Below are 14,180 nucleotides of genomic sequence, written 5' to 3'. Positions count from 1 at the left end.
ACGGAGGCCCATAAAAAAGCGGAGTAGCCTCGACGCCACTCCCGGATGATGATGCTCAAGATTAAGGTGAAGGATATCCCCGTGCGACGGGCATACCCTAGCCCATGCCAAACTTAGGCAAGACCCGTGTTGGTACCCGGTTTACCCGTGGCCAGTTCAACCTTCTTAATACTGCCACCCATCTTCATGATTCGCTGTTGCTCACTGAACCAATTCTCGAAGGGGACCAACTTGGTGAAATAGGTATTCTGAAGCTCCCGTTGGGTCCGGATGCGGGTTTGGCTGGGAACACAAGCCGTGATTTTGAACATGCGCATGGCGAGATAGCTCCTATAGGTGGGCAAATAGATGGGCAAATAGAATGAATCACTAGAAACTCGGAGAATGAAGGGAGAACTCCGCGCTTCGTCGTGCAAATTGATAGCAGTTTGCTATGGGGATAGGCGGCGATCGCGCAATCTTATCGCTAATCGTGCAAAACCTGGGGGTTGAGAGTCAATCCTAAACTGCCAAAACCGATCCTATAGACCAGCCTTTAGCAGGCTAGCACTCACTCGCCACGCCCCAGGTCGTAGGCCCAATCAGGACTACTCAGACCTTAGCTCAGGCCAGAGCAGATGTAATCGAGGTATACACCCATTTCCTTGCCAGCATCAGCGCCCACCAAGCTAGCGGTCACTTCCTTGATGGCTTGGATGGCTTGGATAGTGGAGGAAACGGGAACCCCCAGGGAGTTGTAGGTTTCCTTCAGGCCATTCAGCACTCGCTCATCGAGGATGGAGGGATCGCCAGCCAGCATGGCATAAGTGGCATAGCGGAGGTAGTAGTCGAGATCGCGGATACAAGCAGCATAGCGACGAGTGGTGTACATGTTGCCACCGGGACGGGTGACATCAGAGTACAGCAGGGACTTCGCCACAGCTTCCTTAACGATCGTAGCTGCGTTAGCACTGATCGTGGTTGCAGCCCGAACCCGCAGTTCGCCGGTTTGGAAGTAAGCCTTCAGCTTGTCGAGGGCGGCACCATCCAGGTACTTGCCCTGAACGTCGGAGGAGTTGATGACAGCGGTAATTGCGTCTTGCATAGAATTAAATCCTTTGATTGTTACCAGTTTCAGTGTGGGTTAGGTTACCAATCGAAATTGGGTCCGCAGCCAGCAGGGGTTACTGCAATGCGCCAATCACATAGTCAAAGTAGGCAGCGGCTTCTTGCGCATCTTCAGCGGACAGCAGCGACGTGGCAACGCCCTTGGCGGCCCGTACACCTTCAGCCACCGCTTCGATCGGGGTGCCTAGAGATTTGTACATTTCACGCACACCCACAACACCGATTTCTTCGATCGGGGTAACATCACCGGCAACGATTCCGTAGGTGACGAGGCGGAGGTAGTAGTCTAGGTCGCGCAGGCAGGTCGCAGTCATTTCTTCGCCGTAGGCATTGCCACCGGGAGAAACCACGTCAGGACGCTTCTGGAAGAGTTGATCCCCAGCTTGCTTGACGATGCGCTCGCGAGACTCAGACAGGGTTTGGGCAATGCGAAGACGACGCTCACCACCCGTGACGAATGCCTTGATGCGGTCCAATTCGCCGGGGCTAAGGTAACGGGCTTCAGCGTCCGCATTCACAATTGCTTTTGTGACAATACTCATTTATGGATTCCTCTTTAGAAAGCCAGATAGCCAGGTAAAGGAAGATGACAGACTCGGCGCTCTCCGTTACAGATTAGACCCTAAGACCTACGCCATAACGGTAGGGGATTACCGTGTCCGCAGACTTGGCAGCTAGCCCGGAAGGGGTGCGTTAAGCTGCTAGCGTCCGCAATTATTTTGAAGCATTTGGTTGACAGTCTTTGTTTTCCCTTAATAGTTTTTAACATTCCTTCTCAGTTTCAGGCTCCATTGGACCCCGGTTGGGGTTGGTGCTCCTGGGCGAGTTGACGGGTATAGAAGTGCCACTGGGTTACGAAGCGATCGCGATCGAAGCTGCGGGGGTCTTGACGTTCACCGGAGCGATCGACGGCGGCGTGGGTGGTAATGCGATCGGCGGGGACGCCAGTTTGGGCGACTAACCAGGCCAGGGATTGGTATTGGGCCTCGGTATAACCGCTGTGTCTGGCCCCATTATGGAAGCCATCGGACGGGGTTTCCAGGGAGATGTGGTAAGCAAAGTTATTGACGGAGGGAGGGAGTCCAATTTTAGTTGTTACGGCTTCGGGACCATTGGGACCCTCAAAGACGGAGTTGCCTGCCCCATAGGCCCGTTTTTCCGGCGGCACGATGTAAACGATGGTCCCCGCCAAATCGATCAGGGTATGGTAGCTGGCCTGTTCCGCATCGCGGTAGTGAGGGGTTTGGAAAAAGCCCACCGTACTGGCAGCGGACCCTACGGTTTCATGGAGCACCACGAGCAGGGCGTTATGGACCGGTTTACCGTAGACATCAACCCGTACCCGATCGCCGTAATTGGTGGGGTGGGCCAAGGCGACGGCTTGCTTCGGGGCATAGGCAGCTAGGGCATTGGGCACTGGTGTGCGTTGTTGAGGGGGAGTGGTAGCCACCGGGCTGAAGGGCGCGGTATTCGCCGGTAACGGCTGAATTTTGGGTTGGGTTCCGGGCTGTTGCGTCCGTTGGGATGGGGGGAGATCACCAAACTCAAAGGCTTGGGAGATAATTTTACCACCCGTGAGGGTGGCCTGGGTCACGGCGGCTGGTTCGCTAGACGCATTGGGCTGGGGTTGGTGGGCATTGCCAAGCAGCAGGGCGATCGTCAGGGACGATACGAATAGGACGATGGCTGATAATCTCACTATCCAGGTTTTGAATGGCATACGTAACACGCTCCGACCTCCACCACCCATTCAACGTCTGCCCCCATCTTTCCTATTGTCACCCTAGATCACAATAGGGGCCACTCCCAGCCAGGGCATTCTCCCCAGTGAAGCACGATTGCTCCGGCGTTATCGTATTCTGGGTCGCAATTAGCCTACCAGGACAAGCCTTTGTCAGAGTATGGGTCGCCGGGATCAGGTGCGTGCGATAACCCGGCGATTGCCCTCACCCCCCCAACGCCTGCTCTCCCAAGGGGGGAGGGTGAGCCGTGGCAAACCAGGCCGTAAACCCTTATCCTCCAGGCAGAGGGGTTGGGGTGAGGAGCGTCGAACTCACGTAGTATTAGCGAGAATGTCAAAATGGGTAGGGCTGGCTCGTGGCGATCCAGGTTGGTCATCCGGGTTTGTTCTCCTGGCTGCGTTCTCCTGGGCCAACCGGGAGCTGGTACAGCGATTCGGTCAGTGGGTTTTCAGGAGCGACGTATGGACTGGCAGGACGTTCGGGGTAACTGGGTGCTGATGCCGAAGCGCCCCATCGGCATTGTTCACTTCCTGGGGGGGGCATTTGTGGCCGCCATTCCCCAGGTTACCTATCGGCTCCTTTTAGAAGAATTACACCAGCAGCACTATGCCGTGATTGCCACCCCTTTTGTGAATACGCTGGATCATTTCGCGATCGCTGACACTGTTCTCCTCAGCTTTGAGCGCACCTTGGAGCGATTGCGCGATCGGGGGTTACTTCCCTATTATCTGCCGATCTATGGGATTGGACATAGTATGGGCTGTAAGCTCCATCTTTTAATCAATAGCAATTATGAAGTTGAGCGGGCTGGGAATATCTTTATTTCCTACAATAATTACCCAGTTCGGCGTTCTATTCCCCTGGTAGAACAGCTATCGGGCTTTTTGGAACCGACCTTTCTCAAGGATGTCGAGTTTACGCCCTCGCCAGAGGAGATGACCCAATTGGTGGCTCAACACTATGGAACGCGTCGTAATTTGCTGATCCGGTTTACCAATGACGAGATCGATCAAACCCAAGCCCTTGCTCAGGTATTACTGCCCCGCTTTCCCCAAATGGTAACAAGCCAAGTGCTTCCGGGTAATCACCTCACCCCCCTGGGGCAAAACCTAACCTGGAGGGTGGGGAAGGTCTATTCACCCTTGGACGCGATCGGGCAATGGCTTAATCAGGAAATCTATCGTGATTTTAACCAGATGAAGCAGGTAATATATCATTGGCTCAATCCGATCGCGACCCTCAGGCGATCGCTATCAGAACAGAGATAAGTTTCTGTAGAAATATTGTTTGGAAAAACTGCTTTTCATTTAATTCAGCGCAGCGACAATGTTCATACTTTTACCCTGATCTTATCTTGATGGATACTGCTAATGTTAAAGTTAGTCACGACTCGCCTTCTCTCCTGGTCCACACTTGGTTTAGCCATCCCATTGATCACCCTAAACGGCTGGGTTTTATTGTTGGTATTTCATTATTTTCAGCCATTGCCAAATATTTTAATCATCGCAACTCTAATTGCTTTTTTACTCGATTATCCCATTCAATTTTTACAGCGTTGGTGGGGCAAGCGTAATCTAGCTGTCCTGGCAGTATTACTGCTAGCAACTTTAATTTTCACAATCCTCATTGTAATTTTTGTACCTTTAGTTATCAAACAATTAAATGAGTTAGTAATTTCTTTGCCAAGTTGGTTTGTTGCCGGTAAACAGCAACTTAAACTTTTACAGGATTGGGCGATCGAGCAAAACTTACCCGTAGATGTGACAGGGCTTTTAAACCAGATTGCGGATCGGATTTCGACCCAGGTGCAACGCTTTGCCAAACAATTGCTCAGTCTTGCCTTTGATACGATCGGCAGTCTTTTAAATATTATTTTGACAATCGTACTTTCCTTTTACCTTTCCCTGTATGGCGAACGGGTTTGGAAAGGGCTATTTTCGTGGCTCCCTCCCAATATGGGCAATGAGCTACAACAGTCTCTCAATCAAACCTTCCACAATTACTTTATTGGTCAGACGATCGTTGCTTTAATTGCCGGTACGGTGATGACGATCGTGATGATCCTGCTCAAGGTACCCTTTGGTCTGCTATTCGGCGTAGCCATTGGCCTCATGACCCTCATCCCCTTTGGGGGAACCCTAAGTTTACTGGTCGTTGTTTCGCTCATTGCTTGGCAGGATATTTGGTTAGCCCTTAAGGTCTTTGCCATTGGCGAAGGGCTACTCCAGGTCAATGAAAATGTGATCGTACCGCGCATTTTGGGGGAAGCGATCGGCCTCAACCCGGTCTGGATTCTCATCTCGCTATTAATAGGTGCGAAATTGGGTGGCCTGTTAGGTGCTCTCATTGCCGTACCCTGTGCTGGTTTTGTCAAACAGGTTGGCGATCGCTGGCGCGAAACCCATCCTTCGATGCTTAACCCATCTGACTAAAGGTGAAGTGCAATCGGCCTGTGCGATTCTTGCTAAGTTTGTAGTGACGACGTTAGTCGTCAAAGTACCCACATCTGAACTTTTCAAACCGGGTTTAAGTAACGCGATCGTTCAAGACCGCAACCGGTTAATCTTCGATAACCGTCGCAGCCCGCTGGAGGTGGAGCGGGAGGCGAATAGTAAAGGTTGTTCCTTCGCCAACCTGGGTTTGGCATTGCAATTCCCCCCCATGTTTCTCTACCACAATTTGATGACTAATCGCTAGGCCCAAGCCTGTACCCACTCCCCTAGGTTTTGTTGTATAGAATGCCTCGAAGATTTTGTCAACATTCGCAGTTGCGATTCCTGTGCCATTGTCAACAATCTGAATTTGGACGTGGCTAGTGTTGGGTTGATCCAGGTTAATACAAATCCTTGGTTGCCAGTCGGCTGGTTTGGTAGCAGGATCTACTTCTTCCAACGCATCCAAGGCGTTACTTAATAAATTCATGAAAACTTGGTAGAGCAAGCCAGTATAGCCTTCGGGCTTAGGCACATCACCGTATTGGCGGACAATTTCAACCCCCTTCTTAATGCGATTATTGAGAATTAGGAGAGTACTATCCAGACAAGCAGGCAGATCCACCAGATGGGATTCAGACTCATCCACGCGGGAAAAATCTCGCAGACTGAGAACAATCTGGCGCGTTCGTTCAGCACCAATCTTGATTGACTGCAAGAGTTTGGGTAAATCTTCAGTCACAAAGTCTAGCTCGATCGCATCAATCTCATTCTGAACAGCCTTGGGAGGATTGGGGATAGATTCCTGGTAGGTATCTAGGAGCGTGAATAAATCTTGGATATAGTTATCAGCCGCCACTAAATTTCCATAGATAAAGTTAACAGGATTGCTGATTTCATGGGCAACCCCCGCCAACATTCTACCGAGACTGGCCATTTTCTCGGCTTGGATTAATTGCTCTTCCGTGGCAGCCCTTTGCTCATGGAGTAATTGTTTAACTTTGGTAATGAGCTTATTTAAGGAGTCCCCAAGTTGACCGATTTCATCATCACTGGCGATCGATACCTGAAGATCAAAATTAGAATGCTCGGTAACAAGATAGGCCACTTTTTTTGTTTCAATTAATGGCTTAGTAATACTTCGACTGATGAAATAGGCGAGGATAATAGCCAATAAAATGGATATCGTAATACTACCAGCAATGATCTGAGTACGAAGGGTGGTTGCCAGTATTAATTCAGTTTCATATTGGAGTAGCTCTTCATCAACAGTCACCTTGAATTCCTCAAGAAGTTCAAGAAATCCTTCTACGGCTCTAGACTCCGGGCTATTGATCCAGTTGGTCAACGTTTGGCGCACCGTATCATTGAGTTGATCGGATTGGGCAGTAGCAGTTTCAGCAAACAGACTGGCCTGATCTAGATAAGCGCGAATTGATCGCTCATACTGCTCATCCATTGCTTGAAAGATCTGAAGTTCCTCATCGGACTCGCCCGCAGCAATGTCTTCATAGGAAGACTTAAAATTAGACCAGACTTCACTCACCTGAGTCAATTCTTCTTGAAAATAGCCGAGGCTTTCTGCAAAATGTCTAGCATCGTGTTCTAAGACATGTAGCAACTCCATCTGATGCCAAGCAACATGGAGCAGGGCAATTTGTAGCTGATTTGAGAGGGCGACTTCTTCAACCGCGTCATCCCGTAGTGTCCGTGCTCGCTGTTGATAAAAATCGCTCACAACCAGGCCCAGCACTGTCCCCCCGATCGCAATGCCTAAAACAAGCCCGTAGCCCCAAAGTAGCTTTTGCCGAATCCCCAAGTGCCGCAGTGGTCGCCAGCGTCCTGATGATCCCACTCGGGTTGCTTTAGGTCCTAAGTGTTGCCCAGTCATGACCACTACGCCTCCGCGAAAATACAACATGACCTTTGCGATCGCCGACAAGAGGAACCAGTACTCTGCCAGACTTAATTGGGTAATTGGGTAGGTTGGGGTAAACGCAGTACCACCCAACAAAGCTAGTCAGCGTGTTGGGTCTCGCAAGCTCAACACCAACCTATAACCCGTCATTTTAAGCATCGATCGCACCCACTACTTGCCTCAGTAGATCACAAATTGAACGTAGGATAGCTGTCTGAGTCTATCGAAGACTCGGCTGTCTCAGGAGCCGGCAGGATGCCTACCCCCACAATTAGTTTCGGTTCGCGTAGTGTCTCCGCAGGAGAATCTACCGAGTCTGATTCTCTCCTTGCCTCTACTTCTTAAACATACACACTTTGTCTCGAAATGTCAGGCATATTAGCAAAGTACCAAGGGCAAGGGGGGTAGCTGTCAACATCGCAATAGGTATCCCACAGGGGAGCCTGTAACCAGGAAGCAAAGATAACTCTTTGCCCATTTTCAGCCATTGATCAGTAAATTTAGTTGACTTTTCTTACCAAATTGACATTAATCCCGATAATAATGATATAGGGCGAACCATTCGCCTGGGATAGGGGTAGGAGCAGGATGACAAACACGGCACAATAATATGGAACTCCACGAGCAACTAAAACAACAACGCGTTAAGCACATTATCAATAGCTACCGTCTGGCTGGTGATGATGAGAGCCGCGTGCGTAGTTCGCTGGAGGCTCTGTTTGCGGTCTACCCAACCCCACTGATTGAGTTGGCCTTAGTGGAGACCCTGGCCGAAAATTGGTTGTGCTTGGCCGCGCTGCGTGGGATGCCGTTCCTGACCAAAACCTACGATCGTCTGCAACATTGGGAACACCACCCGATCGCGACCACGATTACCCCGGAGCAATTTCAACAAATTACGGGTCTGGATGCGACGCCGGTGTTTGGCGACTGGCCCTCCCAGCCGACGCAACAGCCCCTATCCAGTTCATAAGTCTAGGCATCACCGCAACCAAGCAGGGTGGAAATCCTTTGCTGAGGCTGAGCGTCGGGTCAAGACCGGCAATTTTGCCCCTGGCCCAGTTCCTTCTCTTGGAATCTTGGGGAGCGGGACTGCTACAGTGAAGTAACAAGATGTAACAACGTTCTCAGAATTGGTTAGGCAACTGTGCAAGAAGATCTGCGGTTGATTGTGGATCTGGTATTGGTATTGGCAGCGGCGGCAGCGGGGGGCCTATTCGCCTCCTGGCTGCGGCAACCCGTCCTGTTGGGCTATTTGCTGGCTGGCATGATTGTCGGACCCGCCGGATTAGGGTTGATTAAGGAACTGATCCAGGTTGAGACGCTCGCACAATTGGGCGTGGCGTTCCTGCTGTTTGCCCTGGGGGTCGAGTTTTCCCTGGGACAGTTACGCAAGGTGCAGGGAATTAGCCTGGGCGGCGGCGGGTTGCAAATCCTGCTAACGATCGCCATCACCACGTTGGTATCCCTGGGGGTTGGCTGGGTTGAGTCACCCACCCAGGGGATTTTCCTAGGGGCGATTCTGTCCCTGTCTTCGACGGCAGTCGTCCTCAAGTGTTTAACGGAACGGAATGAAACCGAAACCCTTCATGGTCAGGTGATGCTAGGGATTTTGGTGGTCCAGGACGTTGCCTTGGGCCTGATGTTGGCGGTGTTGCCCGCGCTCGATCAACCCGCTGAGGTGTTGGGCTGGGCAATCACCAGTGCCCTTTTGAAGATTGGTTTGTTTGCCGCTGGGGCAGTTATTGCCAGCATTTGGCTGATTCCCCACTTCCTCCGGCTCCTGGCACGAACCGAAAGCCGCGAGTTATTCCTGCTGGGGGTGGTGGCCCTATGTCTGGGCATTGCCCTGCTAACGGAACAGCTAGGCCTCTCGATCGAGATGGGGGCGTTCGTAGCCGGGTTAATGATTTCCCTGGATACCAATTACGCCGACCAAACCCTGTCCTATGTCGAATCGCTCCGGGATATTTTTGCCAGCTTGTTTTTTGCGGCGATCGGGATGTTGATTGATCCCGTCTTCCTCTGGCAACACTGGGAGGTGATTCTTGGACTGGTGGCCCTTGTTCTGTTGGGTAAATTATTGATCGTGATGCCCCTCGTGGCCCTGTTTGGCTACTCAGCCCGGATTGCCTTGATCGCGGGCCTAGGGTTGGCCCAAATTGGGGAGTTTTCCTTTGTTCTGGCCAGTGCGGGGCAAACCCTGGGACTTGTCTCCCGACCGGTTTATTTGCTACTGCTAGGCACAACAGCCGTTACCCTGGTCGTCACACCTTTCATGTTGCGCTTAGCGCCACAGTTATTCCAATGGCTGGAAGCCATCCCCGGCATCGGGCAATTTTTTAGCCCTGCTGAGTCCCCCCTGGCCGTGGCCGAAGAGTTGCCGATCGGACAGCACGTCGTGGTGTGTGGCTATGGGCGGATGGGCCGGAATGTGGTGCGATTGTTGCAGGAACACCAGTATCCGGTAGTTGTGATTGACCAGTCGGAGGCCGCAAGGCAGCAGCTACGGGAAGCTGGCATTCCCTACGTCTATGGCAATGCGGCCAGCCTGCATGTTTTGGAAACAGCGGGGGTGAACCGTGCCCAGGGCATGGCGATCGCGATTGCAGATCCGATGGCAACGCGATTATGTTTGCGGCGATCGTTGGAACTCGCGCCCGAATTAGATATTGTCGTGCGGGCACACCAGGATCAGGAAATTGAATTGCTCTATCAACTGGGGGCCTGCGAAGTTGTCCAACCGGAATTTGAGGCTAGCTTGGAGCTTTCTACCCACCTCCTCCTGGGGATTGGCTTACCGCTGAATACCGTGCAGCAGGAAGTGCAACAGATCCGCAGTAATCACTACCAGTCCTTCTACCCACAACAGTCTGAGCGGCAGGTGCGGCAGAACCTCCAAGCCATTACCCAGGAAATGCCCAGCCATTGGTATACCTTACCGAAGGATTCGCTCCTGGTGAATATGACCCTAGAAGAAACCGACTTGCGGCGGCTCACCGGGGCGACGCTGATGCGGATACAACGCACGAATGGCGATACGATCACCTATCCCGATGCCCAAACGGTGCTCGAAGCCGAGGATCGGCTGCTGGTGGTGGCTAATCCGGAAGAATTTGCCGCCCTTCAGGACTTAGCCGAAGGACGGGCGATCGTTCCAGGCAATGATCAGTGTTGCCAGTGGGTTCGGGTTATGCCCCATAGCGCGGTTGTGGGTCACACCTTAGCAGAATTGGATCTGCGGCGACAATTGGGGGTGATGGTGCGGGCAATTCGGCGCGAGGGTCGGTTTATGCGGCAACCTGATGGGGGGGCGGATCTGCAAGTCAACGATCGCCTGTTGTTGTGTGGTAACCGCGATCGGCTCCAGTCCGCCGAGGTTTGGTTTATGCCCTTACCGATTTCCCCACTCCCGGATCTAGATACTCCCCCCTTAACCTTCAGCCAGTAACGTGATACTCCCATGCCGCCTGATACTGCACACAATTAAGGATGCACGGTTTGTAGGGATGGCTCTAGCTTGCAACGACTAAAGTCGTTACTACCAACGTTCCCGGCTATGGCTTAAATAGCGTGAAACGCTGGTACTACAAGGATTTTCAGGTAAGCCGATGACGAGATTTGAACTCGTGACCGTTCGATTACGAATCGAATGCTCTACCACTGAGCTACATCGGCAAAGCACGGGTTAACCGTGGATGACAGTGTTTTAGTATAGCATTGGATGGTCTCGCTCGGCCTTGATTTTCCTGGTTTGCGATCGTGGGTCTGGCTCGATTCGGCGATCGCACGTCACACGATATCTGCACTGACAGAACGGGCGGACGACACTTGCTGTCCGTCAGCAGCGAGTGCCTCCTGTTGTTGCCACCACGGCACCATCACCCGACACACTAATTTGGCATGGCAATAGTGGAAAAAGTGACGACCGCTGGGGCAGGACCACATCCGATCGCCGCGATCGGTGTGTAACCAAGTCTGCCACTGACTCAATCGCTCTGGCCCCACAATGGCATCATCCTGACTACCGCAGATCAGGAGGGGAACGGGCGCACTCCCCTCGGCAATCTTCCCCTGATAGAGCAAGGAATGGGGCGAAGGGGTTTCATCCAGATCCCGCTGGAGCCGCCCCACCAACTCCCGGCTAATCGATCGCACCGATTCCCCAAAAAGCTGGGACACCATAATTGACAGCACCAAGGCGCGATCGCAGCGTAGTAAGCGGCGATGGGCATAATAGCAAGATTGCCAACAGTGGTCTGGCTGGGGTCCTACTCCCAACAAGGTCAAGGATGCCACCTGCTCCGGATACTGGCGAGCATAGAGCAGCCCCAATGCCCCACTCAACCCATGTCCGGCCAAGTGGACGGGTTGGCCATGATCCACTAAAAACTCGCGCAACAACCCCAGGGGGACAGCCAGTGAGGCGGGTTCATCCAGACCTTGGACGTAATCCCACTGCAGGACAGATGTCCAGTTGACTAGCTCCCGCAGGAGGGGACGATGTAGACAACCGAGGTGGCGACTCAAATTCAGCCAAAGAACCTTGCGTGCTAGCGTCATAGCCATTTAATGAGAATTACTTGCAATAAGTATAGGCATAAATCGCTGGCATTCGTCAACGTTCCTCGACAATCTTTTGCGGTCAGCTAGTGAAGCAGAAACCTTCCCAATTTAGCCTTTGTCGCCAGTATTCGTCGGCGCTTTGGGCGTCTTCGCTCTGCTCCTGGCTGCCCAATTTGCCAGAAATACTATTGATAATTTATAGCAATCTAGGATGCCCAGGCGTGTCCAGAGGCCCAAGCTACCAGTCCCAAGCGAGGATCGCTTTACGAAGGGATAGGGTCACCACGAGTGTCGGTCTAGGGGGTTAGCAGACCTTTGGCTGGGAGGCGCATTGTCCCAAGCACAGTGGCCCCCTAGGAGCAGTTGGAGATTTGGCAGGATGCCCGTATGCTGATCGACAGCGGACGGATCAGCAGTGGTTAGCGTGGGATAGATAACCAATGGCTAGACAGGTTAGGAGACAGGCTTTTGTGGCGTGGCGAACACATCGTAGTAACCGAGATCATGCCTACCCGATTTGGAGAAAAATGACGTTGCTGGGGGTGAGTATGGGGAGTTGGCTCAGTAGCCCCGCGATCGCACTTGCTGACGTAGCATCAATCCCCGTCCCGATCGCTAATCCGAGCGCGCCTCCCCAATCGGTATCAGCAGTTGCCCCCCCCTCAGGTCCCCTGAGCAATGCGGGCCTGAGCGCACCACCCACCGTGATCGCCCAGCATCCACCAGCCTCTATTCCTGGGACACCACCGCGCTTGGTAGATCCCCCCACCCTGACACCGCTAGGGCCAGAGGATTTCCTCACCCCCACGATCCCACCGTTACCCGATGTGCCGACACAGCCCTCGGAAACAGCCCCCGACGGGGATATTCCCGCCACGATCGTCGTCAATGCCTTTGAATTTGAGGGAAATACCGCCTTTAGTGATGCGGAATTGGCGGCAGTGATCACGGAATTTGTGGGAAAACCCCTCAGTTTTTCCCAACTCTTGGCAGCCCGATCGGCCATTACCCAACACTATATTAATCAGGGGTTTATCACCTCCGGAGCCTTCATTCCGCCTCAAACCCTGGATCGGGGAACAGTAACCATCCAGATTCTTGAAGGCTCGGTTGCGCAAATCAATATTACAGGTAACCAGCGGTTGAGGCCGGGATATATCCGCAGTCGGCTGGCGATCGCAACTCAGGCTCCGCTCAATGTCAACCGTCTACTGGAAGCGTTGCAATTGTTGCGCCTCAACCCCCTAATTGCCAATATCTCGGCGGAACTAGCGACAGGGGTACAGCCGGGGACCAGCATTATTGAGGTGCAAGTCGCTGAGGCTGATTCTTTCCACGTAGATCTTCAGGCGGATAATGGCCGTAACCCCAGTGTGGGCACCTTCCGGCGGGGCGGTACGGTGGCTGAGGCCAACCTACTAGGGTTGGGGGATGAACTGCGGCTCACCTATGCCAACACCGATGGCAGTGATGAGTTTGAAGGGCGGTACACGTTGCCAATCAATGCCCGCAACGGCACCCTCAGTTTTTATGTCGATTACAACGACAGTACGGTGATTACCCCCCCCTTTGATGTGTTGGATATTAAGGCCAATTCCTGGGACTACGAATTGACCTATCGCCAACCGTTGTACGAAACCCCTAGCCAGGAGTTCGCAATGGGCCTCACCCTTGCCCATCGCAAAAGTTTTAATTACCTGCTGGATACGCCCTTTCCCCTATCGCCAGGCGCCAATGATCAGGGGGAAACGCGACTGTCCATCGCCCGTTTTTTCCAGGAATGGCTCGATCGTGATAGCCGCAGCGTCTTAGCCCTGCGATCGCAATTCAGCTTAGGTACCAGCCTATTCAATGCCACAGTGAATCACGAGGGACCAGATGGACAATTTCTGGCATGGCGGGGGCAGGCGCAATGGTTACGGTTGTTAGCTCCGGATACGGTGGTATTACTGCGATCGGATCTGCAATTGGCCGCCAATCCGCTGGTGCCACTAGAGCAATTTGGGCTAGGGGGACAGGACACGGTGCGTGGCTATCCTCAGAACTATTTATTGAGTGATAGCGGGGTATTTGCCTCAGCGGAGTTACGGTTCCCGATCCTGCGGGTTCCCCGTGAGCAAACCCTAGTGCAACTAACCCCCTTCATCGACTTTGGTACGGCCTGGAACCAGCGCGGCAATCCTAGCCTGCGCACGAGTACCTTATTGGGAGCCGGATTAGGGGTGCGCTGGCAGCAGGGGGATGCCCTCACGGTGCGGCTGGATTATGGGATTCCCCTCATCGACGTGGAGAAAGGGGACAATACGCTCCAGGAAAAGGGGATTTATTTTTCGATCGTGTTGCGGCCATTTTGATGGCTAACGCCTACGACACTCGACTAGGCAGGGAAGGCGATGGCGTTCATCAGAACCGGGT

Annotated in this window: 11 protein-coding genes and 1 tRNA gene; 5 read left to right on the top strand and 7 right to left on the bottom strand. The window is 52.8% G+C overall.

All coding sequences use genetic code 11. From position 1 onward, the window contains the following. Window positions 1–113: 113 nt before the first annotated feature. From ACWIUF_RS10000 to ACWIUF_RS09985, 4 genes are all read right to left on the bottom strand, one after another. A complete protein-coding gene (locus ACWIUF_RS10000) occupies window positions 114–317 on the bottom strand; it encodes a phycobilisome linker polypeptide (protein WP_448572217.1) in 204 nt (67 codons plus the stop codon). Window positions 318–598: 281 nt separating this feature from the next. After that, a complete protein-coding gene (gene apcB / locus ACWIUF_RS09995; protein WP_448572216.1) occupies window positions 599–1,084 on the bottom strand; it encodes an allophycocyanin subunit beta in 486 nt (161 codons plus the stop codon). 79 nt (window positions 1,085–1,163) lie between these two features. Continuing rightward, window positions 1,164–1,649, bottom strand: a complete 486-nt coding sequence (gene apcA / locus ACWIUF_RS09990) for an allophycocyanin subunit alpha (RefSeq protein WP_448572215.1) — start codon at window positions 1,647–1,649, stop codon at window positions 1,164–1,166. A gap of 239 nt (window positions 1,650–1,888) precedes the next feature. Further along, window positions 1,889–2,827 carry an N-acetylmuramoyl-L-alanine amidase gene (locus ACWIUF_RS09985; RefSeq protein WP_448572214.1) on the bottom strand — a complete coding sequence of 313 codons (939 nt, stop codon included), beginning with the start codon at window positions 2,825–2,827 and terminating at the stop codon, window positions 1,889–1,891. 483 nt (window positions 2,828–3,310) lie between these two features. On the opposite strand from ACWIUF_RS09985, the gene ACWIUF_RS09980 reads away from it, so the two are divergent. Continuing rightward, window positions 3,311–4,117 (top strand): DUF1350 family protein, encoded by an 807-nt coding sequence (locus tag ACWIUF_RS09980; protein WP_448572213.1) that lies wholly within the window; start codon window positions 3,311–3,313, stop codon window positions 4,115–4,117. A 102-nt stretch (window positions 4,118–4,219) separates the two neighbouring features. Beyond that, on the top strand, window positions 4,220–5,281 hold the full coding sequence (locus tag ACWIUF_RS09975; RefSeq protein WP_448572212.1) for an AI-2E family transporter: 1,062 nt from the start codon (window positions 4,220–4,222) through the stop codon (window positions 5,279–5,281). A gap of 127 nt (window positions 5,282–5,408) precedes the next feature. On the opposite strand, the gene ACWIUF_RS09970 is transcribed toward ACWIUF_RS09975, so the two are convergent. Then, window positions 5,409–7,172 (bottom strand): HAMP domain-containing sensor histidine kinase, encoded by a 1,764-nt coding sequence (locus tag ACWIUF_RS09970; protein ID WP_448572211.1) that lies wholly within the window; start codon window positions 7,170–7,172, stop codon window positions 5,409–5,411. Between the two features lie 637 nt (window positions 7,173–7,809). Between ACWIUF_RS09970 and ACWIUF_RS09965 the strand changes: the two genes are divergently transcribed. Together ACWIUF_RS09965 and ACWIUF_RS09960 are read left to right on the top strand one after the other, a co-directional pair. Then, the gene (locus ACWIUF_RS09965) at window positions 7,810–8,172 is read left to right on the top strand and encodes a hypothetical protein (protein WP_448572210.1); all 363 of its coding nucleotides are present in this window, start codon (window positions 7,810–7,812) and stop codon (window positions 8,170–8,172) included. Between the two features lie 174 nt (window positions 8,173–8,346). Beyond that, complete coding sequence (locus ACWIUF_RS09960) at window positions 8,347–10,650, top strand: cation:proton antiporter domain-containing protein (RefSeq protein WP_448572209.1); 2,304 nt, start codon at window positions 8,347–8,349, stop codon at window positions 10,648–10,650. A 155-nt stretch (window positions 10,651–10,805) separates the two neighbouring features. Here ACWIUF_RS09960 and ACWIUF_RS09955 read toward each other — a convergent pair. Both ACWIUF_RS09955 and ACWIUF_RS09950 read right to left on the bottom strand, forming a co-directional pair. After that, window positions 10,806–10,877, bottom strand: a tRNA-Thr gene (locus tag ACWIUF_RS09955). A 114-nt stretch (window positions 10,878–10,991) separates the two neighbouring features. Next, entirely contained in the window at window positions 10,992–11,762 is a 771-nt protein-coding gene (locus tag ACWIUF_RS09950; RefSeq protein ID WP_448572208.1) for an alpha/beta fold hydrolase, read from the bottom strand. A gap of 530 nt (window positions 11,763–12,292) precedes the next feature. Between ACWIUF_RS09950 and ACWIUF_RS09945 the strand changes: the two genes are divergently transcribed. Further along, window positions 12,293–14,119, top strand: coding sequence for a ShlB/FhaC/HecB family hemolysin secretion/activation protein (locus ACWIUF_RS09945; RefSeq protein WP_448572207.1), 1,827 nt, complete (start codon window positions 12,293–12,295; stop codon window positions 14,117–14,119). Window positions 14,120–14,180 lie beyond the last annotated feature (61 nt).

The organism is Trichothermofontia sp., from assembly GCF_053493415.1.
This window is presented reverse-complemented; position numbering and strand designations above follow the sequence as displayed.

Bases quoted from the DNA above. Each gene is read 5' to 3' on its own strand.
- ACWIUF_RS10000 (WP_448572217.1), bottom strand. From the start codon at position 317: ATGCGCATGTTCAAAATCACGGCTTGTGTTCCCAGCCAAACCCGCATC.
- apcB (WP_448572216.1), bottom strand. From the start codon at position 1,084: ATGCAAGACGCAATTACCGCTGTCATCAACTCCTCCGACGTTCAGGGC.
- apcA (WP_448572215.1), bottom strand. From the start codon at position 1,649: ATGAGTATTGTCACAAAAGCAATTGTGAATGCGGACGCTGAAGCCCGT.
- ACWIUF_RS09985 (WP_448572214.1), bottom strand. From the start codon at position 2,827: ATGCCATTCAAAACCTGGATAGTGAGATTATCAGCCATCGTCCTATTC.
- ACWIUF_RS09980 (WP_448572213.1), top strand. From the start codon at position 3,311: ATGGACTGGCAGGACGTTCGGGGTAACTGGGTGCTGATGCCGAAGCGC.
- ACWIUF_RS09975 (WP_448572212.1), top strand. From the start codon at position 4,220: ATGTTAAAGTTAGTCACGACTCGCCTTCTCTCCTGGTCCACACTTGGT.
- ACWIUF_RS09970 (WP_448572211.1), bottom strand. From the start codon at position 7,172: ATGACTGGGCAACACTTAGGACCTAAAGCAACCCGAGTGGGATCATCA.
- ACWIUF_RS09965 (WP_448572210.1), top strand. From the start codon at position 7,810: ATGGAACTCCACGAGCAACTAAAACAACAACGCGTTAAGCACATTATC.
- ACWIUF_RS09950 (WP_448572208.1), bottom strand. From the start codon at position 11,762: ATGACGCTAGCACGCAAGGTTCTTTGGCTGAATTTGAGTCGCCACCTC.
- ACWIUF_RS09945 (WP_448572207.1), top strand. From the start codon at position 12,293: ATGACGTTGCTGGGGGTGAGTATGGGGAGTTGGCTCAGTAGCCCCGCG.